The 22835-nt window shown below is 69.6% G+C and carries 28 protein-coding genes; 11 read left to right on the forward strand and 17 right to left on the reverse strand.

The annotated features are described in order from the left end of the window. Positions 1-37: 37 nt before the first annotated feature. Together AB0H43_RS04110 and AB0H43_RS04115 are read right to left on the reverse strand one after the other, a co-directional pair. Positions 38-370, reverse strand: coding sequence for a DUF6385 domain-containing protein (locus tag AB0H43_RS04110; protein WP_359996190.1), 333 nt, complete (start codon positions 368-370; stop codon positions 38-40). Positions 371-374: 4 nt separating this feature from the next. Further along, on the reverse strand, positions 375-1337 hold the full coding sequence (locus AB0H43_RS04115) for a DUF6772 family protein (RefSeq protein WP_359996192.1): 963 nt from the start codon (positions 1335-1337) through the stop codon (positions 375-377). Between the two features lie 341 nt (positions 1338-1678). Here AB0H43_RS04115 and nikB point away from each other — a divergent pair, with 341 nt between their 5' ends. Genes nikB through AB0H43_RS04150 form a run of 7 tightly spaced genes read left to right on the forward strand, consistent with a single transcriptional unit; the run spans position 1679 to position 8490 of the window. Next, positions 1679-2602 carry a nickel ABC transporter permease gene (nikB, locus tag AB0H43_RS04120; RefSeq protein WP_359996195.1) on the forward strand — a complete coding sequence of 308 codons (924 nt, stop codon included), beginning with the start codon at positions 1679-1681 and terminating at the stop codon, positions 2600-2602. Positions 2603-2604: 2 nt separating this feature from the next. Then, positions 2605-3522: an ABC transporter permease gene (locus AB0H43_RS04125; protein ID WP_359996198.1), complete on the forward strand. Its 918-nt coding sequence runs from the start codon at positions 2605-2607 to the stop codon at positions 3520-3522. Beyond that, the gene (locus AB0H43_RS04130) at positions 3522-4535 is read left to right on the forward strand and encodes an ABC transporter ATP-binding protein (protein WP_359996201.1); all 1014 of its coding nucleotides are present in this window, start codon (positions 3522-3524) and stop codon (positions 4533-4535) included. The genes AB0H43_RS04125 and AB0H43_RS04130 overlap by 1 nt, the downstream gene beginning before the upstream one ends. Beyond that, positions 4507-5514 carry a dipeptide ABC transporter ATP-binding protein gene (locus tag AB0H43_RS04135; RefSeq protein ID WP_359996204.1) on the forward strand — a complete coding sequence of 336 codons (1008 nt, stop codon included), beginning with the start codon at positions 4507-4509 and terminating at the stop codon, positions 5512-5514. Before AB0H43_RS04130 ends, AB0H43_RS04135 begins: the two co-directional genes overlap by 29 nt. Further along, the gene (locus AB0H43_RS04140; RefSeq protein ID WP_359996207.1) at positions 5511-6140 is read left to right on the forward strand and encodes a histidine phosphatase family protein; all 630 of its coding nucleotides are present in this window, start codon (positions 5511-5513) and stop codon (positions 6138-6140) included. The genes AB0H43_RS04135 and AB0H43_RS04140 overlap by 4 nt, the downstream gene beginning before the upstream one ends. A 26-nt stretch (positions 6141-6166) precedes the next feature. Next, positions 6167-6961: an endonuclease/exonuclease/phosphatase family protein gene (locus AB0H43_RS04145; RefSeq protein WP_359996210.1), complete on the forward strand. Its 795-nt coding sequence runs from the start codon at positions 6167-6169 to the stop codon at positions 6959-6961. 14 nt (positions 6962-6975) lie between these two features. Continuing rightward, positions 6976-8490, forward strand: coding sequence for an ABC transporter substrate-binding protein (locus AB0H43_RS04150; protein ID WP_359996212.1), 1515 nt, complete (start codon positions 6976-6978; stop codon positions 8488-8490). 81 nt (positions 8491-8571) lie between these two features. Here AB0H43_RS04150 and AB0H43_RS04155 read toward each other — a convergent pair whose 3' ends face one another. The 3 genes from AB0H43_RS04155 to AB0H43_RS04165 are packed head-to-tail and all read right to left on the reverse strand — an operon-like array spanning position 8572 to position 11105. Further along, complete coding sequence (locus tag AB0H43_RS04155) at positions 8572-9318, reverse strand: hypothetical protein (protein ID WP_359996215.1); 747 nt, start codon at positions 9316-9318, stop codon at positions 8572-8574. Between the two features lie 24 nt (positions 9319-9342). Next, positions 9343-10026 (reverse strand): ABC transporter ATP-binding protein, encoded by a 684-nt coding sequence (locus tag AB0H43_RS04160; protein WP_359996217.1) that lies wholly within the window; start codon positions 10024-10026, stop codon positions 9343-9345. Then, a complete protein-coding gene (locus AB0H43_RS04165) occupies positions 10023-11105 on the reverse strand; it encodes an ABC transporter permease (protein WP_359996220.1) in 1083 nt (360 codons plus the stop codon). Before AB0H43_RS04165 ends, AB0H43_RS04160 begins: the two co-directional genes overlap by 4 nt. 176 nt (positions 11106-11281) lie before the next feature. Here AB0H43_RS04165 and AB0H43_RS04170 point away from each other — a divergent pair, with 176 nt between their 5' ends. Both AB0H43_RS04170 and AB0H43_RS04175 read left to right on the forward strand, forming a co-directional pair. Continuing rightward, positions 11282-12571: a sensor histidine kinase gene (locus tag AB0H43_RS04170; protein ID WP_359996223.1), complete on the forward strand. Its 1290-nt coding sequence runs from the start codon at positions 11282-11284 to the stop codon at positions 12569-12571. After that, complete coding sequence (locus AB0H43_RS04175) at positions 12568-13203, forward strand: response regulator transcription factor (protein ID WP_359996226.1); 636 nt, start codon at positions 12568-12570, stop codon at positions 13201-13203. The genes AB0H43_RS04170 and AB0H43_RS04175 overlap by 4 nt, the downstream gene beginning before the upstream one ends. Before the next feature lie 171 nt (positions 13204-13374). On the opposite strand, the gene AB0H43_RS04180 is transcribed toward AB0H43_RS04175, so the two are convergent. The 4 genes from AB0H43_RS04180 to AB0H43_RS04195 all read right to left on the reverse strand — a co-directional run bounded on the left by AB0H43_RS04180 (position 13375) and on the right by AB0H43_RS04195 (position 15788). Further along, positions 13375-13788: an arsenate reductase ArsC gene (locus AB0H43_RS04180; RefSeq protein ID WP_359996227.1), complete on the reverse strand. Its 414-nt coding sequence runs from the start codon at positions 13786-13788 to the stop codon at positions 13375-13377. A gap of 23 nt (positions 13789-13811) precedes the next feature. After that, the gene (locus AB0H43_RS04185) at positions 13812-14495 is read right to left on the reverse strand and encodes an aquaporin (protein WP_359996230.1); all 684 of its coding nucleotides are present in this window, start codon (positions 14493-14495) and stop codon (positions 13812-13814) included. Between the two features lie 62 nt (positions 14496-14557). Then, positions 14558-15241 carry an ArsR family transcriptional regulator gene (locus AB0H43_RS04190; RefSeq protein WP_359996233.1) on the reverse strand — a complete coding sequence of 228 codons (684 nt, stop codon included), beginning with the start codon at positions 15239-15241 and terminating at the stop codon, positions 14558-14560. 178 nt (positions 15242-15419) lie between these two features. Further along, on the reverse strand, positions 15420-15788 hold the full coding sequence (locus AB0H43_RS04195; protein WP_359996236.1) for a metalloregulator ArsR/SmtB family transcription factor: 369 nt from the start codon (positions 15786-15788) through the stop codon (positions 15420-15422). 78 nt (positions 15789-15866) lie between these two features. Between AB0H43_RS04195 and AB0H43_RS04200 the strand changes: the two genes are divergently transcribed. Next, positions 15867-16208, forward strand: coding sequence for a helix-turn-helix transcriptional regulator (locus AB0H43_RS04200; protein ID WP_359996238.1), 342 nt, complete (start codon positions 15867-15869; stop codon positions 16206-16208). A 59-nt stretch (positions 16209-16267) separates the two neighbouring features. Beyond that, positions 16268-16849, forward strand: coding sequence for a permease prefix domain 1-containing protein (locus tag AB0H43_RS04205; RefSeq protein WP_359996240.1), 582 nt, complete (start codon positions 16268-16270; stop codon positions 16847-16849). On the opposite strand, the gene AB0H43_RS04210 is transcribed toward AB0H43_RS04205, so the two are convergent. From AB0H43_RS04210 to AB0H43_RS04245, 8 genes are all read right to left on the reverse strand, one after another. Beyond that, positions 16776-17348, reverse strand: a complete 573-nt coding sequence (locus AB0H43_RS04210; protein WP_359996243.1) for a hypothetical protein — start codon at positions 17346-17348, stop codon at positions 16776-16778. The two genes, AB0H43_RS04205 and AB0H43_RS04210, sit on opposite strands and share 74 nt — an antisense overlap. A gap of 55 nt (positions 17349-17403) precedes the next feature. Further along, a complete protein-coding gene (locus AB0H43_RS04215; protein WP_359996244.1) occupies positions 17404-18672 on the reverse strand; it encodes an MFS transporter in 1269 nt (422 codons plus the stop codon). After that, positions 18672-20066, reverse strand: a complete 1395-nt coding sequence (locus tag AB0H43_RS04220; protein WP_359996246.1) for an FAD-dependent oxidoreductase — start codon at positions 20064-20066, stop codon at positions 18672-18674. Before AB0H43_RS04220 ends, AB0H43_RS04215 begins: the two co-directional genes overlap by 1 nt. A gap of 111 nt (positions 20067-20177) precedes the next feature. Next, on the reverse strand, positions 20178-20687 hold the full coding sequence (locus AB0H43_RS04225; RefSeq protein ID WP_359996249.1) for an N-acetyltransferase family protein: 510 nt from the start codon (positions 20685-20687) through the stop codon (positions 20178-20180). Next, positions 20684-21028: a metalloregulator ArsR/SmtB family transcription factor gene (locus tag AB0H43_RS04230; RefSeq protein WP_359996252.1), complete on the reverse strand. Its 345-nt coding sequence runs from the start codon at positions 21026-21028 to the stop codon at positions 20684-20686. The genes AB0H43_RS04225 and AB0H43_RS04230 overlap by 4 nt, the downstream gene beginning before the upstream one ends. 57 nt (positions 21029-21085) lie before the next feature. After that, on the reverse strand, positions 21086-22255 hold the full coding sequence (locus AB0H43_RS04235; RefSeq protein WP_359996254.1) for a M28 family peptidase: 1170 nt from the start codon (positions 22253-22255) through the stop codon (positions 21086-21088). A 53-nt stretch (positions 22256-22308) separates the two neighbouring features. Continuing rightward, the gene (locus AB0H43_RS04240) at positions 22309-22542 is read right to left on the reverse strand and encodes a hypothetical protein (protein ID WP_359996257.1); all 234 of its coding nucleotides are present in this window, start codon (positions 22540-22542) and stop codon (positions 22309-22311) included. Between the two features lie 44 nt (positions 22543-22586). Further along, positions 22587-22739 carry a hypothetical protein gene (locus AB0H43_RS04245; protein WP_359996260.1) on the reverse strand — a complete coding sequence of 51 codons (153 nt, stop codon included), beginning with the start codon at positions 22737-22739 and terminating at the stop codon, positions 22587-22589. Positions 22740-22835: the final 96 nt, after the last annotated feature.

The raw sequence follows: 22835 nt of genomic DNA on the forward strand, positions 1-22835 counted from the left end.
CGTGCCTTTCTGTGCTCGTACGCCGGGTCCCGGTCGCTCAGCTCTTCGCCGTGAGATAGATGCGCAGGGTGGCCGACGGGTCGTCGCCCGTCATCGTCCCCCGCACCCGCAGCCATTGACCGAAATGGCTGACCGGCCAGGTTACCAGACCGGGCCCGGTGATCACGTGTTCCTCGCCGTCGAGGTCGCACCAGGTCAGCCCGTCCGGCGAGATCTGCGTGACCAGCGCGACGGTCGTCGCGCCGGACACCGCAAGGGTATTGACGAACCAGCGCGCCTCGCCGGCCCAGGCCGCCTCGTAAGGCTCGGTGGCGAAGTCGCCGGTGAAGGTGGTGTCCCGTTCGAGGACCGCTGTCAATGCCTGCCGCATGGCGTCACCACTCCGTGGAGATGAGTACGGAATCCAGGAAGAGGAAGTTGCGGACGGTGGAGTGGGTCCGCACCGAGAAGTAGAAGTTGAGCAGGTTCTCCAGGGAGTCGTAGCGCTCCCGATAGGGCGGCACGGGCAGGTTGGACATGTCCATGACGCGGTCGTTGAGCTGCAGTTCGACGCTGCGCCGTTCGGAGGTGTCGATCAGCCAGCGCAGGTAGTGCCAGTTGACCTTGGTCGGCACCTCGTTGTAGCAGAGCTCCTGCGGTTCGCCGAACGGCTTCCAGTCCTCCGGATTGGGCGCGGTGAAGTCCGCCCCGTAAGCCAGTTTGATCTTTCCTTCGAGATGTTCGCGCGGGGTGGGCTCGGGGACGATCGGGTAGACCCACTGCCGGGCGAGGTTGTTGTCCAGCGTCGTGTTCAGGTAACGCGCCACGGTGTGATAGCGCAGCCCGCCGTCCCCGCACAGATCGGTGGCGACCGTGAAGCAGCCGAACTGGGCCTCTGACGGGTGCAGGTTGCCGTCCCACGTCACGTCGCCGAACCGGTCGTCGGCGTCGCCGCCGAGAGTGGCCTCGGACTTGAAGGTCAGGTACGCCTCGATCTGCAGCAGTCCCCGGCCGCTCATCGTCAGGCGGCGGATGGCCGTGGCGGTGTGCCCGGTGTAGGGGCGGGTCGCCAGCTTCAACGCGTACGACCCGCTCATGGCGCCGTGGGTGCCGGTGTCGAAGAAGGTGCAGTTGGACAGCTGTGGCGGACGGAAGTCGCGCATGTGGTCGTCGACCGTGGACAGGTCGCCGACTCCGTTGTAGTTGCCCAGCAGCTCGGTCCAGCCGTGCGTACCGGAGTTGAAGTCGTCGTGGGCGAGGATGCGGCGAAGCGGAGAGAACTTCGACAGCCGGGGGTCGGCCGAGACGATCGCGTCGCGAAGGGCGGCGGCCGTGTCCGGCCGCTCCGATGTGGTCATGCCACGCTCCTGGTGAGAGGGATGGGGCGGCGTCGTGGCCGGAACGTTAACGTTAATGTTGTTCGAGTGTCAAGGCGCTGAAATTCGCTCTTGACGGCCATGTTGAGGCCGCCCTAGCATCGGGCGGCAGTCACATTAACGTTAACGTAATGTCGGCGACATGCTGCGAGCGTGCCGCGCTATCCGGTCGGCCCGACGGCCGGCGCACCACCTCCCGGATCTGCCTCGCGGAAACCCCGCGGTCCCTGGACTTCCCCGATGCCACGCACCCCCGAGCCGTGGCCCAATCTGGAGTGCCTGCCGATGCCGACTCCCTCCGGCCGACCAGGATCGGTCCCCTCATGACGGCGTACCTCGTCCGTCGCCTGCTGTTCGCCGTGTTCGTCCTGTGGGGCGCGGTCACCGTGGTCTTCCTGGTGCTGCGTCTGGTGCCCGGCGACCCCGCGCAGCTCATCCTGGGCTCCGACGCCACTCAGGACGAACTGGCCCAACTGCGCGACCAGATGGGCCTCGACCGCCCGCTCGTCGTGCAGTACGGCAAATACCTCGCCGACGTGGCCACCCTCGACTTCGGCGACTCCTACCGATACCACCGCGACGCGATGGGACTGGTGCTCGACCGCTTCCCGGCCACGCTGCAACTGGCCGCCGTCGCGATGGTGATCGGCCTGGTCCTCGGCATCTCCCTGGGCGTCGTCGCCGCCCTGCGGGTCAACCGGCCGGCCGACCGGATCGTGTCGGTGTTCGCGCTGCTGTCGCAGTCGATGCCGTCGTTCTGGATCGGCATCGTCTTCATCCTCGTCTTCGCCCGGCAGTTGCACTGGCTCGCCAGCGGCGGCCAGGGCGGACTCGACCGAATGATTCTGCCCGGCATCACCCTCGCTCTGCCGTTCGTCGCGATCCTCATCCGGCTGACCCGCAGTGGCCTGCTCGACGTCGTCCACGAGAACTACATCCAGACCGCGCGAGCCAAGGGCCTGTCCGAACGCGTCGTCATCTTCCCGCACGCCATCCGCAACGCGCTTATCCCCATCGTGACCGTCGCCGGTCTGGAGTTCGGCAAGCTGCTCGGCGGCGCGGTGATCGTCGAGACCGTGTTCGCCTGGCCCGGCGTGGGACGGCTGCTGATCGACTCGATTTCCGCCCGTGACTACAACGTCGTGCAGGCCGCGATCCTGCTGATCGCCGGCGGCTTCGTCGCGATCAACCTCATCGTCGACGTCCTGTACGGCTACCTCGACCCGCGCATCCGACTGGGACGGTGACCATGGAGACCACCACGGACCGCGCCATCGTGCCGCAGCAGCCGGGATCTGTGCCCCCTGGAACCGCCGCTGCGCCCAAGGCCCGGACGAAACTCGGCCGGCCGCGAATCGTCGGCGCCCTGATCGTCATCGCGTTGTATGTGGTCGCCGCCGTCGTCGGCCCGATCCTGCTGCGCTATGACCCGGTCGCCACCGACCTCGGCGTACGGCTCGAACCACCCGGAACCCGGCTGCCCGACGGCAGCGTCGCCATCTTCGGGACCGATCAGGTCGGCCAGGACATCTTCGCCCAGATGCTGCAGGGCGCCCGGGTGTCGATCACGGTCGGCCTGGCGACGCTGGTCCTCGCCGGACTGATCGGCATCGCGGCCGGGGTCGCGGCCGGGTATTTCGGCGGCTGGCTCGACGCCGTCCTGATGCGCCTGGCCGACGTGCAGCTCACCTTCCCGTCCATCCTCCTCGCAGTGTTCATCGCCGCGATCCTCGGCCCCAGCGTGGTCAATGTCGTCATCGTCCTGGCGATCTCGAACTGGGTCACCTTCGCCCGGGTCACCCGCAGCCAGGTGCTGGCCATCCAGCGCCGCGACTTCGTCGACGCCACCCGCACCTTGGGCGCGCGTACCTGGCACCTGATCACCCGCAGCATCCTGCCGTCGGCGGCCGCGCCCATCCTCGTCGTCGCGACCGTCGAACTCGGGCACGTCATCCTCGCCGAGGCGTCGCTGTCGTTCCTCGGACTCGGCAGCCCCGCCAGCACCCCGAGCTGGGGCGTGACCATCGCGCACGGCCGCGACTACCTGTCGCACGCCTGGTGGATCTCCACCATCCCCGGCATCGGCCTGGCCCTGCTCGTCATCAGCTTCGGCGTCCTCGGCGACGCGTTGCGCGACCGCTTCGACCCCCGCCTGAGGAGCCTGTGATGCAACCACTTCTCCAGGTACGGGACCTGACCGTCCAGTTCCGTACGCAGGCGGGCGTGATCACCGCCGTGGACCGCGTCGGCTTCGACCTCGCCGAGGGCGAGACGCTGGCCGTACTCGGCGAGACCGGCAGCGGCAAGAGCGTGACCGCGCAGGCGTTGATGGGACTCGTGCCCCGTCCGGCCGGCCGGATCACCGGCGGCAGTATCCGATACGACGGCGCCGATCTGCTGACGCGTACGCCGTCGGAGAATCGCAAGCTCAACGGGACCGATCTGGCGATGGTCTTCCAGGATCCGCTGAGTTCGCTCAACCCGGTGTTCCGGGTCGGCGCGCAGATCGGCGAACTGTTCCGCCGCCGCGAAGGCGCGTCCCGGCCGGACGCCCGCCGCAAAGCGATTCAGCTCATGGAGCGCGTCGGGATCCCCGCCGCGGCCACCCGGGTGGACGACTATCCCCACCAGTTCTCCGGCGGCATGCGCCAACGCGTCATGATCGCCATGGCGCTGGCGTTGCAGCCGCGGATCCTCATCGCCGACGAGCCCACAACCGCCCTCGACGTCACGGTCCAGGCGCAGATCATGGCGTTGCTGGCCGATCTGAAGGCTGAACACCGCATGGCGATGATCCTCATCAGCCACGACCTCGGGGTGGTCGCCGGCGTCGCCGACCGGGTCATGCTGATGTACGCCGGTCGCGTCGTCGAGACCGGTGACCTGCGGGAGGTCTACGAGACCGTGGCCCACCCCTATACCCAGGGCTTGATGGCGTCGATCCCGGAGCTGACCGGCCCCCGGGAACGGCTGGTGCCGATCCCCGGCGCGCCGCCGGACCTGACCCGGCTGCCTACCGGGTGCGCCTTCCACCCCCGGTGCGCGTACGCGACCGACGTCTGCCGCACCGACCCGCCCGAGCTGACCACGGCCCCCAGCCGGGCCGCCACGCATCTTTCCGCCTGCCACCACGCGAAGGAGGTGATCGGCGATGACGTCCCCGCTGCTGGAGGTGCGTGACCTGCACACGAGCTTCCCGATCCGCTCCGCTTTGCTGCGCCGCAGAATCGGCAGCGTCCAAGCCGTGTCAGGGGTGTCGTTCGACTTGCCCGCCGGGCAGACCCTCGGCCTGGTCGGCGAGTCCGGATCCGGCAAGACTACGCTCGCCCGGACCGTGATCGGCCTGGAACGACCGGCCTCCGGCGAAGTCCGCTTCGACGGCCGGAACCTGGTCGCCCTGCCCGCCGCCGAACTGCGCGAGATCCGCCGCCAGATCCAGATGATCTTCCAGGACCCGTACGCGTCGCTGAACCCCCGCCTGACGGTCGAGGAGATCATCAGCGAGGCGTGGCGCATCAACCCCGGCGTCGTCCCGCGCGACCGCTGGCGCACCGAGGTACGCGACCTGCTGGAACGAGTCGGATTGAACCCCGATCACGCCGACCGGTATCCGCACCAGTTCTCCGGCGGCCAGCGCCAGCGCGTCGGCATCGCCCGCGCACTGGCGTTGCGCCCGCGCCTGGTGGTCTGCGACGAAGCAGTGTCCGCATTGGATGTCTCGGTGCAGGCGCAGGTGCTCAACCTGCTCGTCGACCTGCAGACCGACCTCGGCCTGAGCTACCTGTTCATCGCGCACGACCTGTCGGTGGTACGCCACATCAGCGACCAGGTGGCGGTGATGTACCTGGGGAAGGTCGTCGAGATCGGCGCCGCCGAACAGATCTTCTCCGCCCCCGTGCACCCGTACACGCAGGCCTTGCTGTCGGCAGTCCCGGTCGCCCGGCCCTGGGCAGCGGCCCGGCCGCAACAGATCCTGCTCACCGGCGACATCCCGTCCCCGGTCGACCCACCGTCCGGCTGCCGGTTCCGGACCCGGTGCTGGAAAGCGCAGCAACGCTGCGCCGTCGAGGAACCGGCGTTGGTCGACCGGATCGGCGATCATCCGGCCGCCTGCCACTTTCCCGAACCGGCCGCCGCCGAACCGGCGGTGGCCGCATGAGCGGCGTACGCCTCGTCCTCGTCCGCCACGGCGAATCGGCCTGGAACGTCGAGGAGCGCTACCAGGGCCAAGCCGACTCCGGCCTCACCCCGGCTGGAATCGACCAGGCGGCCGTCGCCGCCGCCGAGCTGCGCCGCCGGTTCGGCGAGGCCGACCTGGTGGTCACCAGCGACCTGCCCCGTGCCCGGGACACCGCGTACGCGTACACGAAGAACGTGGTCGTGGACCCCCGGCTGCGCGAGGTGAACGTCGGCAGCTGGACCGGCCGGACCTTCTCCGAGATCGCCGCGGCGCATCCTGCCGACGTCGCGGCGGCCGCCGACGGCGTCGACGTACGCCGAGGCGGCGGCGAGACGTTCGCCGAGGTACGCGAGCGGGTGTGGGCCGCGCTGACCGAGGCCGCCAACCGGGCGGGCGACGGCGCGACGGTCGTGCTGTTCACCCACGGCGGCGCGATCCGGGTCGCCGCCGCGGCCGCTCTGAGCCTGCCCCTTCCCGGCCACCACGACCTGGCCCCGCCGGTGAACACCTCGCTGACGGTGATCGCGTACGCCGCCGGCCGCGCCCGCCTGGTCGAGTACAACTCGCCGACCACCCGCGAAGCGCGCAGCACCCGCGCCGACTGACCAGCCACGACGCAGAGAGGACGACCATGCTCACCGGGTCTTTCACCTTCGTGACCATGACCTACAACCTGTGGGGCGCCCATCACCTCACCGAACGGGAACCGGCTCTCACCAACCTGTTCCGCACCCGGCCACCGGATCTGCTAGCCACCCAGGAGTTGCAGCCGCGGTCGCGCGACCTGCTCGACGACGCGATGCCCAACCACGCCCGGGTGCACGATGAGTTCCCCGGCTGGGGCACGCAGAGCAACCTGTGGTGGCGCCGCGACCTGTTCAGCCTGCTCGACTACGGCACGCATGACGTCGGCATCCTGTCGCCGGACGCCCGTCTGTTCTGGGTACGCCTGCAGCCGGCGGCCGACGCCGCGCCGCCGCTGGTCTTCGCCACCGCCCACCTCACCTGGCCGGGTCATGCCGACGAACGCGCCGACGGGGTCAACCGGCGTGCCCCGCAGGCCGAACGCGTCGCGACCGCGCTGGACGAGCTGGCCGGGGACGGCCCATGCCTGTTCACCGTCGACATCAACGACATCGGCGCACCGCTGTGGGCGCTGGGCAACGCGGGTTTCCTCGACTCGTTCACCGCCCTCGGCCGCACCTCGCCCGTCACCCATCCCGTCGAGCCCATGCCGTTCACGACGACCCGGGGCACGCGGTTGTCGCCGCTCGGGTCGCCGGCCAAGGCGATCGACTGGATCTTCGCCCGGGGACCGCTCGCCACGCGTACGAGCGAAGTCGTCGAGTTCTTCTCCGGCGGCAACGCGCCATCCGACCACAAGCCCGTCGTCGCGACCTTCACCCTCCCCGCGACCCACTCCTAGAGAGGACAACGCCCATGCTCGCCAGAGCCAAAGCCCGGGCCAGAGCCGTCAGCTGCCTCGCCGCCGCCGCGCTCGTGGTAGCCCTCGCGGCGTGCAGCTCCGCCGACGACTCCGGCGGCGACAACCAGGTGCTGCGATTCGCCCCGCAGCTGTTCCCGGTGTCGCTGGACGTCCAGCAGTACCCGGCCGAGGAGGCCGTGCAGACCACCGTCCAGCAGGCGCTGGAAACCCTCACCGTGATGAAGGACGGCCAGCCCGCGCCCAAGCTGGCCACCAAGTGGGAGACCCCGGACACCAGCACGTGGGTCTTCCACCTGCGCGACGGAGTCCAGTTCAGCGACGGCACGCCGTTCACCGCCAAGGACGTCAAGCTGTCCGTCGAACGCCTCATCGGTCTCAAGGGCTCGCTCAACCCACTACTCGCGTCCATCACCGCCGTCGACGCGACCGACGACCACACCGTCACATTCCACACCTCGGCCCCCCTGGGCACCCTGCCCAGCACCCTGTCACTGGTCTTCATCGGCCAGGGCGACAAGGTCGGCACGGACGCGTACTGGCAGAAGCCTGTGGGCACCGGACCGTTCAAGGTCGACTCGTTCAGCCCCGACGAGAAGGTGGTCCTGTCGCGCAACGACGGCTACTGGGGCGACAAGGCCAAGGTGGCCCGGCTGGAGATCTTGGACATGCCCGAGATCGCCGCGCGCATCACGGCGCTCGACAACAACGAGGTCGACGTCCTCACGGCCATCCCGCCAGACCAGGTCGCGGAGGTCCAGGGCACGGACAGCACGAGCTACGGCACCGGTCCCAGCTTCAACTACTACTTCATCTGGTTCAACCAGAACAACAAGCCCTTCGACAATCTGAAGGTACGCCAGGCGCTGCTCTACTCACTCGACATCAAGAGCGTCGTGGCGGGCCTGTTCGGTGACCTGGGCACGGTGGCGCAGTCGCCGGTCACCCAATCCGTGTTCGGCTCGACCCAGCTCACCCCGTACGCGTACGACCCGGACAAGGCCAAGCAACTGCTCACCGAGGCCGGCTATCCCGGCGGCATCAGCGTGTCGATGCAATGGCCGCTGGAAGGCGGGCCCAACATCCGGGCGATGGCCCAGGCGTTCATCTCGCAGTGGGCCAAGGCCGGCATCAAGGTGGAGCCGCTGGAGAAGGAACGGGCCACCTGGCTCAAAGACTTCGGCGCGCTGAAGTGGGACCTGAACCTGCAGACCAACACCACCGGCACCGGTGACGCCGACTTCACCCTCAACCGGCTGTACACCTGTGCCGCCAAGCGCATGGGCTACTGCAACAAGGATCTGGACGCCATCCTGGCCCAGGCGCGGGCGTCGCTCGACCAGAACGAACGCAAGACCCTGTACGCGCAGGCCGACAAAATCCTGTGGGACGACGCGGTCGGGATCTTCCCGGTCGACCTGAAGAACAACTATGTGGTCCGCTCCGCGGTGAAGGGCTTCGAGATGCCCGTCAACGGACGGCCGGACTTCTCAACGGTGTCGCTCGCATGACACCGTGGCCGGTCCCCGCGCAGCCACGGCGTCGGAGCGCCGGGACCGGCCACTCCTTCCGGCCACCTCGCCGAAGTCCGCCTACTCGTCCAGATCGAGGGCGAAATCCAGGTCGCCGCCGTGGCTGATGCCACCCAACCGGGACACCTCGATGTACCACGGTGACAGCCCTTCGCGTACGCCGTCGGGGTTCATGCACGTGCCGCCCAGATGCTCGGTGTGGAAGACGTCGTACTTGTCCGGGACGTCGGCGTACGCGTCGGCGGCGGTGGGCAGATCCACCGGCGCCACGCCGGCGTTCGGATCGTCGCGGGTGACCAGCCACAAGGGACCGAAGACGCCGTGTCTCGACCGCCACCGCGTGGTGTCCTGTTCGCCGGCGGCGAGGACCGGCGCCGCGACCGGGCGCGTGACGCGGGGACCGGTGAACTCAGCCTCGGTCAGCCAGACGACGGCGAGCAGCGAGGCCACCTCGTCGTCGAAGACGCGAGCCCGCGGATGAACACGGGCACGGGCCAGGTCCGCCCAGAACGGATGCTCGGACTGCACCCGGTCGGCGCTGCGCTCCGGTTCCTTGTAGTAGTACTCGTCCTCCCACTGGAAGACCGCCACCGCCACAAGGTCGCTCCCCCGCCGCCGGTACGCCTCCGGCAGCCACAGCGTGAAGCAGTGCAGCATCGGCTGCCCGGTTCGCGGCGACCGGGGCCAGGCCTCGACATCGATGGACGGACCGTCCGGGCCCGCCCAGCCGGCCGGCCGTCGCGGGCGGTCCCCGGCCTCCTCGGCGACGTCCTCGTCGACCAGGATGTCGTACGCCTCGATGATCATGCGCAGCACCCTAACCGAGCCGCGCTACGTCGTGGCAGCGGGAACGTGCAGCCGCCCGTCGCGCACCTCGGCGATCTGATCGGCGGCGGCCCGATGTGCGTCGTCGTGCGTGACCAGGACGGTCGCAGTAGCCCGGAGCCGGGTGAGCCGGGCGATCAGGTCGATCACCGCGGCGCCCCGCTCATGATCCAGCGCGCTGGTGGGCTCGTCGACCAGCAGCACGGTCGGGTCGTTCATCAGCGCGCGGGCGATGTTGATTCGCTGCCGTTGCCCGCCGGACAGCTGGTGCGGACGACGGCCGGCCTCGGCGGTCAGGCCCACCGCGTCGAGCAGCTCGGCGGCCCGCGCCCGGGTCGCCGACGGCGAGCGCCCGTCGATGTACGCCATGACCTGCAGCTGTTCCAGCGCGGTGAGCGAGGGCAGCAGGTTCGGCTGCTGGAACACGATGCCGATCTTGTGGCGGCGCAGCTCGGTGAGCTGGACCCGGCTCAGCCCGGTCGTGGGAGTGCCGTCCACGACGACCGTGCCCGCGTCCGGCGTGATCAACGTGGCGGCCACCGCCAGCAGGCTGGACTTGCCGGAGCCCGAAGGTCCGACGACGGCGGTGAGGCTGCCTTGGGGCACGTGGAGGCTGACCCGGTCGAGGGCGGTCAACCGGCCGTCGCCGTCGGGATACGTCAGGGTGACGTCGGTCAGTCGCAGGCTCATCGGGCACTCCCCAGGGCGATCAGCGGGTCGACGGAAGCGATGCGGCGCAGCGGCAGCGCGGCCCCGACCGCGCCGAGCGCGATCATGACGGCGGCCGGAAGGAGAACCGTGCTGGCAGTGAGTTCGAACGGAATCGCGGTCCCCGTCAGCAGTACGCCGAACCCGGCGGCGAGGCCGGTGCCGATCAGGGTGCCGATGCCGAGCAGCACGACGGCTTGTCCGAGCGCGTCGGTCAGCAGTCTTCTCGTCGGCGCGCCCAGCGCCTTGAGGATCGCGACGTCTCCGCTGCGCTGGATCGTCCAGACGGTGAAGAACGCGCCGACGACCAGCGCGGAGATCACGAACAGGAAGCCGCGCATCAGCTGCAGCGATCCGTTCTCGGAGGTGTAAGAGCCGATCGCCGACAGCGAGGCGTCTCTGGTCATGGTCGTCGTGCCCGCCGCCTTGTCGATCGCCGGAAGATCGGCGTCGTCACCGGTGGTCAGCGCGATCACGGTGGCGACCGGCGTACCGGACGAGCCGGTCGGAGGTGCGATCCGCTGCCACGTGTTCAGGCTGGCCCAAAGCACCGGGGTGTGGCTGAACGAGGCGTCCCCGCTGACCGCGCCGACCCGGACGGTCTGCCCGGCGAGGCTGACCATGTCGCCCGTGGTGACGCCGAGATCGGCGGCGGCCGACTCGGACAGCACGGCCGTCTGGTCGTCGATCTTGTGGCCGTCGGGGGCGAGCGGAGATCCGGGCGTCACTCCGAACACCGACACTGCGACGCTGTGGTCGCCGGCCTCGGCCTTGGTGGTCGAGATGCCCAGCGGCTGCGCGCTGCGTACGCCGGGCGCCTCAGCCCACGTCCGCCACTGCGCCTCGGTGACGGTCGAATTCGTGAACGACACGTCCTGCCCGGCGGCGGGCGTGGCGAAGGCGATCCGGTCAGCGGGCAGTCCCGTGATCGCGGAGATGTTCTGCCGGCCGAGTCCGGCGGTCAACCCGGACAGCAGGCCCACCAGCAGAGTGATCAGCACGATGACGAGCCCGATCAGGACGAAACGCCCCTTGGCGAACCTCAGGTCTCTCCAGGCCACAAACACGGGATGACCCGCCCTTTCCGTCGGCCGATGCGGTCGATCTCCACGGTGCCTGGCACCGCTCGCGGCGGCGTCTGGCGTACGACTGGATTCGGCGGGCGGAAAGGACGCAGGCGGGTTCTAACTTTCGATGCAGGCCGTCACCGGTCAACGCTGTCTACGCTGGTGAGGCTATGAACGCCGAAACCCGTCCGCTGACGCCCACCACCGGAATCCTGGCGTGGTGTCTGCATCTGCTGGTGTTCGGCCTGCTCGTCGTGGCGGCCGGTCGAGCGGTCGCCGACAGTCCCCACGCCGGTGCCACGGTCGCCGTCGCGGTCGCCTGCGCCCTCGCATACGCCGCCGGCCCGCTGCTGGTGCGCGTACGCCGATCCCGGTCGGCCGCCGTCGGCTGGCTGGCCGCGTTCGGCGGAATGTGCCTGCTCCTGCTCGTGTTCACCGCCGACGCGGTATGGCTGGCGTTCCCCCTGTACTTCCTCGAACTGCACCTGCTGCCCCGCCGGATGGGACTGGCGGCGGTCGCCGTCACCGCCGCCGCCGCGGTCGGCGGGTACGCCGTCCACCAGGGTTCATTCAGCGCCGCGATGGTGATCGGACCGGTGCTCGGCGCGGCGGTGGCCGTCGCGGTGGCCTGGGGCTACCAGGCCCTCTACCGCGAGAGCGAACAGCGACGACGGCTGATCGAAGAGCTGACGGCGACCCGGGCCGACCTGGCCGCCGCCCAACACACTGCGGGAGTCCTGGCCGAGCGCGAACGCCTCGCCCGGGAGATCCACGACACTCTCGCCCAAGGCCTGTCGAGCATCCAATTGCTGCTACGCGCCGCCGAACGCGCCCTCCCTGACACGCCCGACAACGCCGCCCGCTACCTCGGACAGGCGCGCCAGGCCGCCGCCGACAACCTCGGCGAAGCGCGCCGCTTCGTGCGGGCCCTGACGCCGCCCGCGTTGGACGACGCAACCCTCGCCGCCGCGCTGGAACGGCTGTGCGCCACCACCGGCAACCAGCACAAGATCATTGCTCGGTTCCACCTCGTGGGCGACCCGGCTCCGCTGCCGACCGGACATGAGGTCGCCCTGCTCCGGATCGCGCAGTCCGCCGTCGCGAACGCGGTCCGCCATGCCGACGCCACCACGGTCGACGTCGCCCTGCGACACCGCGGCGACCACGTCGCCCTGGACGTGACCGACGACGGGCGTGGCTTCGATCCGGACCTGCGCACCAGCGGCTTCGGGCTGGCCACGATGCGGTCCCGGGTCGACGCGCTCGGTGGCACGCTCACCGTCAGGTCCACGCCGGGACGCGGCACCGTCCTGACCGCCGACCTGCCGCTGGACCAGTCCCCTATCCCGCCGCTGGCCCCGCCGAACAGGGCGATCAACGACGTCGCTGGTCGAACGAGGTCACCGGGCCCGCCGGAGAGTCGGCCCGCTCCGCACAATCCTGAGGGGAAACGGGCGTGACCAGTCCCCACATCCGGCTGCTGCTGGCCGACGACCATCCCGTCGTCCGGGCCGGGCTGCGGGCCGTCCTCGAGACCGAACCAGACCTGGTGATCGTCGCCGAGGCCGCGACCGCCGAAGCCGCCGTCGCCCGCGCCAGCCGGGGTGACGTCGACGTCGTCCTCATGGACCTCCAATTCGGCAAGGGCATGAGCGGCGCGGAGGCGACCGCCGCCATCACCGCCCAGCCCGACGCGCCCCGCGTCGTCATCGTCACCACCTACGACACCGACGCCGACACGCTGCCCGCCATCGAAGCCGGCGCGAGCGGCTACCTGCTCAAAGACGCCGCACCCGAAGACCTGGCCGCCGCCGTCCGGACCGCCGCCGCCGGGCGTACGACCTGGGCCCCGGCCGTCGCCGACCGGCTCCTGAGCCGGCTGCGCTCCCCCGCCGTGACGCTCACCCGGCGCGAGATCGAAGTCCTCACCCTCGTCGCGGACGGACTGTCCAACCAGGCCATCGCCGGTCGCCTGCACCTCACCGAAGGCACGGTTAAGTCGCACCTGGCGCGCGTCTACACCAAGCTCGGCGTCGACTCGCGTACGGCGGCCGTCGCGACGGCGGCGGACCAAGGCATCATCCGCCGATAGGCAGTGGTGGAGGGCGATTAGGTCTCCATCCGCCGAACCCTGCCCATGCCTTACCGAAAGCGGCTTCGGCCTTCCGGGAGGGAGTGTGATGGACGTCCTCACGTTCGTTCCATCGTCGCTCGGTAGGCGATCGCGAGGATGAGGACTCTCGACGACGGCCCTGCCCGGGAGTCAGTGCTGGGGGAAGATCTCGGTGATGAGCTTCTCCACCCGGCTGCGAATGTCGTCTCGAATGACGCGGACCGCGGCGATGCCTCGACCGGCCGGGTCGTCCACTTCCCAATCCATGTGTCGCTGACCAGGGAAGTAAGGGCAGACGTCACCACAGCCCATGGTGATCACCACCGAGGAGGCCTGTGAATCCTCGGGCGTCAGTATCTTCGGCTTCTGGTCGGTGATGTCGATGCCCATCTCGGCCATGGCATCAATGGCCACCGGGTTGATCTGGTCGGCGGGCGCGGACCCGGCGGAGCGCACCTCGACGGCGTCGCCGGCAAGAGAGCGGAGGAAACCGGCGGCCATTTGAGAGCGTCCCGCGTTGTGGACGCAGACGAATAGCACGCTCGGCTTGGTAGTGGTGCTCATGCGGGTGATCTCCTCACGGGGGGTCAGCTTGCGGCTGCGCGCTCGGTGGCAGGTTCGATGGCCGCGGTGTCGCCGCTGACAGTCTGCCGCTGTGGATACAGCACGCCGACCAGCAGCAGCCCGATCACCGCGCCGACGACTTGGAAAGCGATGAAGCCGAGGATCGAGGCGGGGCTGATTCCGGCGAAGGTGTCGGTGAAGACGCGGCCGATGGTGACTGCGGGGTTGGCGAAGGAGGTGCTCGAGGTGAACCAGTAGGCGGCGCCGATGTAGGCGCCGACCGCGGCCGGTGCGTACTGCGTGCGGTGGGTGCGCACGAGGACGAAGATGAGCAAGATCAGCCCGCTGGTGGCCACGGTTTCGCCGATCCACAGGTGGGGTGTGGTTCGGGTGGTGGTCGACCAGGACACGGCGCGGAGGCCGAACATCAGATTCGCGAGAATGGCACCGCTGATCGCGCCCGAGACTTGTGCACCAACGTATGCGACTGCTTCGGGCAGGCTGAGATGGTTGGCGTCTCGGCGATGCAGCCACCAGTCGGCGAGGGTGACGACCGGGTTGAAGTGAGCTCCGGACACCGGCCCGAGGATGAGGATGAGCACCGCGAGGGCAAGCATGGTGGCGATCGAGTTTTGCAGCAGCTGCAGGCCGACGTCGCCTGGGGACAGGTTGACGGCCATGATGCCGGAGCCGACGACGGCGGTCACAAGCAGCAGGGTGCCGAGGTATTCGGCGATCAGCCGGCGGAACTCGAAGGGTCGGCCGATGTTCACGCGCGCTGCTCCTCGATCGCGGGTGCGAGCCGTTCGATGCGGTCGGCCAAGTCGCCGAAAACGGCTTCGAACGCCTCGTCCGTGTCCACCGGCACCGGGTCAGGGATCGACCAGTGCAGCCGCGTCTGCTCGGCGGGCAGGGTTTCGTGAACGTGATCGCAGACCGCGATCAGCAGATCGCCCTTGCCGGTGACCTCGTCCAGATGATGTGTGCCGTGCGGGTCGAGCTTCAACCCGTGCCGTTTGGCGGTGCGCACGGCGCGCGGGTTCACCTTCGTGGCGGGTTCGGTGCCCGCCGAGGCGGCCGCGATCGGGCTGTATTCGCCCCACAGTGCGGCGGCTAGCTGGGAGCGGGCGGAGTTGCGGGTGCAGACGAACACAATCCGCGCAGGAGCCGCCAGGCGGCGCGGTCGATGCAATGTGGTGATCGCGACGGGCTGTAGCCGGACATAGCTGCGACGCCGGTCGTGCTCCGAACGGCGGCGGTCGATCACGCCCGCGTTGGCGAGCACGCCCAGGTGGTGGGCCACCAGATTGGTGGGCATGCCCAGGTGCGCGCCGATCTCACCTGGGGAAGCGTCGCCGACGGCAAGAATGTCGGCGATCGCCAGCCGCGCTGGGTCGCCGAGAGCGGCGTGGATTCTCGCCCGCGCCTCGATCGAAGAAAGATCAACGTTCATTGCCTCAAAATCTACTGAGGCAATATTCTGGTGTCAACCTGACCCCCGGCCGTCGTCCACGTTGCAGCGCGCGAGTGGCACGACGCAGCTTCGGAGTCGGCAGACGGCCTCCGGCCTGCCGTAGCACCGATGGAGGCGATTATCCGCAGGCAGCTGTTGCGCCGCATCCCGTGTGGCGTCAGGCGATGGGGGTCGCGACATCGAGTAGCGCGGACAGCGCACCGAGCTTGGCGCGGTCAGCGCGGTAGTAGACCCAGGTGCCGCGACGCTCGGAGGAGACCAGGCCGGCTTCACGCAGGGTCTTCAAGTGGTGGGAGATGGTCGGCCCGGACAGGTCGAACGCCGGGGTGAGGTCGCAGACGCAGGCCTCGCCGCCGTCGGCGGAGGCGATCATCGACATCAGCTGCAGCCGGACCGGGTCGCCGAGGGCTTTGAACGCCGGCGCCAGTTCGGCAGCCGCGTTGGCGTCGACTGCCTGTGCGGCCAGGGGTGCGCAGCAGGTGCCGTCGGCGTCGATCTCGATGAGCGGAAGCAGCTGTTTCGACATGCCTCTAGTTTGACAGATGTCGAACGTAGGTGCCAGAGGTGGTGGCGGCGGCCACAGGCAGGCGTAGCATTGCTACGTATGAGGGCGGAAGCGCTGAAAGGCCATCTCGACGGGCTGCTGCTCGCCGTCCTCGAAGCCGGACCGGCGCACGGTTATGTGGTGATCGAGCGGTTGCGCACGGCCAGCCAAGGTGCTTTCGACCTGCCGACCGGCACCGTCTATCCGGCGTTGCACCGTTTGGAAGGCCTCGGTCTGATCGCCAGCACGTGGTCTGACGGAGATGGCCGTAGGCGCCGTACCTATGAGCTGACCACCTCAGGCCGCACGGCTTTGGCTGAGCAGCGCGTTACATGGGAGACGTTCGCCGGTGCGGTCGCCGCGGTCATGGGCGGACGGCAGTCATGGAACCCCGCCAGCTAGGGGCACCGCTTCCGGAACCGGCCCGCGCGTATCTGGCCGCGTTAGAAAGGCTGCTGCCGTTGGGCCACACGGCCCGAGCGGGTTTGCTCGATGAGATCGCCGACGGCCTCGCCTGCGCGATCGAGACGCGCACTGCTGGCGGCGGTCCGGTCGATGAGGCCGCGCAGGCGGCGGTGGCCGAGTTCGGCGACCCGCGGCAACTCGCCGCAGGGTTGCTGCGCCAGGTCGCGGCGATGCGCGCTCGTCGGATCGGGGCCGGCCTGGTAATCACGGGTCCGCTTGTCGGAGCCGCGTGGGTGACCGCCTACGCCGCGCCGGGCGGGATACCGGCGAGCGTGAGCGCGCTAGTGTCCGCCGTGCCGCTGTTGATCGTTGCGCTCGGGGTGGCGGTGCCGTGCGCGCTGCTGGCGTACGCGGCCGGCGACCGGCGCTTTGCCGCACTCCTCGGTCGGGCTGGTGCCCCGGCGGGCCTGGTGGCCACCGTCGCCTGTTGCTGTGCCGATCTGCTGTTGCTGACCCACGCGACTGCGGTCGGCCAGGGTGGGCTGGTCCTCGTCGCGGCGTGCGTCAGCGCGGTACGGCTCGCTCTGACCGCGACCCTGGGTCTGCGGCTGGCGCGGGTGTCCGGGTCCGCCCGCTGAGGCCACGCCGATACCGGCGCAGCGCCCACCAGATCAGCGGGACACCGATCGCAGACGGCAGGACCCAGAACATCCAGTGGGGCAACAGTCGCCACGCCGGCAACTGCGGCCCATTGTCCACATAGAAACCGGTGAGCAGCGCGATGTAGGAGCCGCCCATGCCGATCGCGTGCCACCGATACCAGCCTTGGCTGCGACGGCGGCGCATCCACCAGCCGAACAGGCCCAGCCCGAACGCCACCACGGCGATCGCGAACAAGTGCCGGTCCTGCTGCCAGCGGATCGCTGCCATCACCGACGCGGTCGCGAAAACCGCGCCCAATCCCCACAGGTAGACGCGGCCCGCGAGGGGATGACGACCCGGGCGCTTGCGGGCGGTCGCGGCGACGAACCCGGCGACCACACAGGTCATGCCCGCCAACACGTGCACGGCCAGCGCCGCGAGGAACACCGGCCCAGCGTCCGGAACGGTCAACCCGAACACATCGGTGGTCAGCATCAGCACCACCCCCTCCCACCTAATGTAGCGTCGCTATATATAGCGTCGCTATATATCATCGGAGAGTGGCACTTCCGACCTGCGGGTCGACTCCTGGACTGGACCGACGTCTTGCGGTCCGCGCCTCCCCGGGCCGGGCCGACCACGACAGCAAGACGGCGGCGCCCAGGCAACCTGCCGCGGCGGCGGTCATCGCCCAGCGGACCGACAGCAGCGCGGCGGTCAAGGGTGCTGCGGCCTTGGCGAGTGTTATGGGCAGGACAAGGGCGGAGGAGATGGTGGCGTAGCGGGCGGTGCCGTACCGAGCGGCGACGATCGCCGGGCGGGCGATCGTCGCCACGCCGAAGCCGAGCCCGAACGCGGTCACACAGGCTCCGGCGGCGGCCAGGTTCCGGCCGAGGTAAGGCAGTGCCGCGACTCCGACAGCTTGGACGCCGAACAGGATCGCGGTGACCGAAGCCATGCCGTGCCGTCGGGCAACGGCCGTGGTGGTCAGGCGGCCGGTCACCGACAGCACGCCGAGCAGCCCGGCGACGGTGGCGGCGGTCTTGGCGGTGTGGCCGAGGTGCTGCAGGCTGGTCACCAGCAGCACCCCTACCGACGACACAGCGGCCGCGTGCAGGACGAATGCCCCGCCGAGCAGCCAGAATCCGCGATCGCGCAACGCGTCGGCGGGCCGCGTGCCGGGCTGGCTGCTTGTGTGCTCGCGGTGGACTCTGCGGCTGGGAACGGCGATCAGGTGACCGGGGATCGCGGTGGCCGCCAGAAGCCCTGCCAGTGTCAGCAGGGTGGTGCGCCAGCCCCATTCGGTGGCCAGCCAGCCGGTCAGGGGTAGGAAGATGCTGCTGGCGAACCCGGCCACGATCGTCACCTGCAGCATCGCGCTCGCGCGGCGTTCGGGGCCGCTGGTGGCGATCAGCACCGCGAACGCCGCTTCGTAGAGGCTCATCGCGCTGGCCGCGCCGATGAACACGAACACGAAATACAGCTGGACGAGGCTGTGTACCTGTGACCAGGCAACGACGGCGGCCACACCGAGCAGCGACCCGGTGGCCATGAGCGCCCGGCCTCCGTGGCGGTCCAGCCACCGGCCGACGGGGATCGCGGCGGCAGACCCGGCCAGGACCGAGATCGTGATCGCGGCGGTCACCCGGGCGGTGCTGGTATGCAGGTCGTGGGCGATCGGGGAGATCAGGACCGAGAACGTGTAATACAAGATCCCGTAGCCGACGGTCTGGGTGACGGCCAGGATCGCGACCAGCGTCGTCAGACGGGTCCGGCCACCACCCGGGCGGGTGATGGCCGGAGTAGACCTGGAGGTCATCAGCCGCAGCAGGATCCGCCGGAGGCCTTCGCGCCGACCTCGACCAGGGGCAGCGACAGCAACCCACCGCTGACCCCGGTGGCCAGTCCCCGCTTCACCTCGATCGTGGTCTCGGCGGGCGCGCTGCCGCAGCAGCTCGCCGCGTCATCCGCGTCGAGGGCGTTGCTCGAGCTGCACACGCCGGTCTCGGGCAGCTCCAGGTGCACGTCCCGGGCGGCGGCCCAGTCGCCGGCCAAAGCCGCGACGACCGAACGGGCCTGCTCGTAGCCGGTCGCGAGCAGGAACGTCGGCGCCCGGCCGTAAGCCTTCGCGCCGACCACATAGAACCCAGGTTCGGGGTGGGCCAGCTCGTCGACGCCGTGCGGGGGCACGGTGCCGCAGGAGTGCTGGTTCGGGTCGATCAGCGGCGCCAGCGCACGGGTGGAGCCCAGGATCGGGTCCAGATCCAGACGCAGCTCCGACGCCGGGGCGTAGTCAGGTCGCGCGCCGGTCGAATTCACGATCACAGCCGCGTCGAGCTTGCGGCCGTCCGCTGAGACCAAGCCCTGCTCGCTGACCTCCTGCACGAGGAAACCGGTGTGCACCTGCACCTTGCCCGCGTCGACCAGAGCCTTGATCCGGGTACCGATCGCACCCCGGGCCGGCAGCGCGTCGGCGTCGCCACCGCCGTACGCCCGCGACGGGTTCGGTGCCCGCAACACCCAGTGCAGAACCGTGTCGGGCTCGGCGTCGGCGAGCTGCGCCAGGGCGAGCAGGGTGCCCGTTGCCGAGTGGCCCGCGCCGACCACCGCGACGCCCTTACCGGCGAACTGGTCGCGCAGGCGGCCGAGCACGTCGGGCATACCGTTGTGGACGCGGCCCGCCGCGAGGGCGTCGGTCTCACCGTGGGCCGGGATGCCGTTGCCACCCAGCGGATTCGCGGTACGCCACGTACCCGACGCGTCAATCACAGCGCTCGCCAGCAGCTCGCTGCCGTCCGACAGGCGGATCAGGAACGGGGCGGAGTCGCGCCCGACGGTACGCACCTTGTCGAAGCCCTGCCGGGCGATCGCGGTCACCGCAACACCGAGGCGCAACTTCGGCGCGATGGCCGGGTGGGCAGCCAGCGGCGCGAGATAACCGTCGATCAGCTCACCACCAGTGGGCAGCTGCTCCGGGTCCGGCGCATTCCAGCCAGTAGCTTCCAGCAGCGCTCGCGCGGCCGGGTCGGTGTCGAATCGCCACGGCGAGAACAGCCGCACATGCGCCCACTCGCGGATCGACGCGGCAACCTGCGTTCCGGCTTCGAGGACGACGAAGTCCAGGCCGCGGGTCGCCAGCTGGGCGGCGGCCGCCAGGCCGACCGGCCCGGAGCCGATCACCGCGACGGGAAGCCGCTCGGTGCTGGTGCTCATGACGTTCTCCTCCCCGGCACCTGGCCGAGTCTGTTTCGAGGTTTCTCAAACCAACTCTGTTTAGACTGACGCCTAGTTAGGCGTTTGTCAAATCAGCTCAGAGGTTGCCGGTCACTCGGCTCCGATGACCAGGCTGCGGCGCTCGATCATCAGCACGTCACGCCAGCCGTCGAGCGGGTGGCGACCGACCTTTTCCCTGGTGCCGACGACCCGGAAGCCCGCCTTCGCGTGGAGGCGGACGCTGGCGGTGTTGTGCGGGAAGATGCCGGACTGGATCGTCCAGATCCCGGCAGCGTCGGTCGACGCGCATAACGCTGCGAGGAGTGCTGAGCCGACGCCTTGTCCGTGCGCGGCCGGGTCGACATAGACGGAGTGCTCGACGACGCCCGCATAGACAGGTCGAGCAGACACCGCAGATACAGCAACCCAGCCGACCACTTGCCCGTCGACCTCCGCGACGAGGCGATGGTCCGGCAGCTTCCCGGCGTCGAACGCCTCCCAGGTCGGGGCGACGGTTTCGAAGCTGGCCAGCCCACCGTCGAGCCCAGCCTGGTAGATGGCGAGCACGGCCTCCGCGTCGGCCGGCGTCATCGCCCGGACGAGCAGGTCCTTCGCCGTCATGAGCACTCCCCCATCGTGGCGGGCGCCGGCTTCCCCATGACGACGTCGGCAGCGCTGGGGAAGCACGACACGCAGTTGCTGTTGATCCGGTAATGCCGGGCGTTGCCCACCGCCTCCACCAGGACGAACCGCACTTCCGTCAGGATCTTCAAGTGCTGGGAGACCGTCGACTGGGCAAGACCCATCGCGGCCACGATCTGCCCGACACTCATCGGCGCACCATGCCTGGCGAGCAACTCCACCAGTTGCACCCGTGACGGGTCGGCCAATGCCCGGAACCACGACGCGTACTCCGCCGCTGTCGCCCGGTCGAGGAGTTCCACACCAGCCTCCAACATCATCGTTTATCGCCGATTAACGATGATGGTAGCCGCGAGACGGCCACAGCAGCAAGCCGCTCACGCCCCGGCAGCTGCCTGCGCGCCGTCGCGCGATGCGATCAGATGGGTGACGGTGGCGATGACCAGCCGAGCGGCCCGGTCGAGGGTTTGCGGCTCGACCCGGTCCGGCGTTTCCGCAGGAGTTTGGTAGCCCGGCATGCCCATGCCGATGCCGACCGATGCGAGCCCGGCGGCGGCGTACCGGCGATTGTCCGACGGCATCGGAGCAGCCTTGAGCGGCACACCGACCTGCCGACCTGCGGCGTCAAGAGCCGCAAGCAGCGGTCGGGCTGGGCCACCAGCTTCGACGTGGGCGGCGCCGTCGAGTTGTGCGGCGCCGTCGAGGTTGATGACGTACGTGCCGGCCTCGACGGATCGCGCGTGATGCGCCGAGCCGTGCGCTCCCGCTTCCTCGCCGTCCAGCAAAGCCACCGCCAGCCCGACCCCGGCAGGCAGTAGCTGGTCGAGGACGCGGGCGGCTTCGACAACCGCGGCCACGCCAGAGGCGTTGTCACACGCGGCCGGGAACCGCGCCCCGGGGTCGTCGCCGACACCGTCGTAGTGGGCCGTCAGCACGACATTCGCCTGCCCCGGCGCTGGTCGGCGGAACGTGCCGATCACGTTCGAGCCGGTCACGTCCACCATGCGCATCGGCACGCTCGCGGTGACCGTCGCCCGACCAACGGCGGTACGCATCTGCTGGTGGATGTCCGACCGCACGGCGAGGACTGGTATGTCCACCGTGGCCGGTCCGGCGATCATCTTGGGCATCCAGCCCGCCGCATCTGTCCCCCGCGGAATCAGCATCCCGGCAGCTCCGGCCCTTGCGGCTGCCGCAGCCCGCTCCCCCGACCACGCGTCTTCGAGGATCCACGCGCCGGCCGGATCGAAGTCACCGGCCGCACCGAGCCTGCCGCTTCGCGGCTGCGGCGCATCCGCCGAAGCCAGGTGCTCACAGAAGTCGCGCCGAAAGGTCAGCGACCGCGCCCGCTCGCCGGTGAAGACCAGCTGCGGGGTGGCGTACACCTCGCGAACCGTGCCGGACACCGCGAACTCATCGAGCGCGACGGTGACACCAGCCGCGCGCAGGTGCCCGGCAAGCCACACGGCTGCGGCACGGCCTCCCGGGCTGCCGACCCGGCGCCCCGCGAAGACATCGCCCGCCAGCGTGGCCACCATCTGCCGCATACGCGAGACGTCCGGGCCGACGCCGGTCGGCGCCGACCCGAGGACCGACGAGGTCACCCGCAGCACCCCACGCCGGAGGCAACCGCTTGCTCCTTCGCCGCGGTACCGCAGCAGCCCCCATCGGCCTTCGCCTCGGCCACCGTGCCGCAACACGTGCTCGCCTGGGCCAGCTCGGACGTGGGCGCAGGTGCCGGGCCGCCGCAACAGCCACCCGTCGCCGCGGGCGGGTTCAGCGCCTCCGCCGGGTCACCCAGGAAGCCACCAGTCTGGGTCGCGCTCGTGCTCATCTCGTTTCTCCTTCGATTCGATTCCTGGTCGAGCGATCGGATGGTCAGCGCAACAGGCCGGTGACGTAGAGCGCCTGAACCTGAACCCGCTCAACACGAGCCTGCACCCGGCACTCGGCCGTGCAGACCTGGGCGCACGACTCGCAGAACTCCACACCACGCAACTGCTCACGGCGCTGCCGCAACTTGGCGAACATGACACGCTCCTTGTCTCGATGACTGTCGAATCAGCCGCTCGGGATTCAGCCTGCACCCTGATTCGAGATCTGTCAACCTAGAGAGGTATCGAAACA

It is taken from the genome of Hamadaea sp. NPDC050747 (genome assembly GCF_040654195.1).
In the GTDB taxonomy this organism is placed as follows: domain Bacteria; phylum Actinomycetota; class Actinomycetes; order Mycobacteriales; family Micromonosporaceae; genus Hamadaea.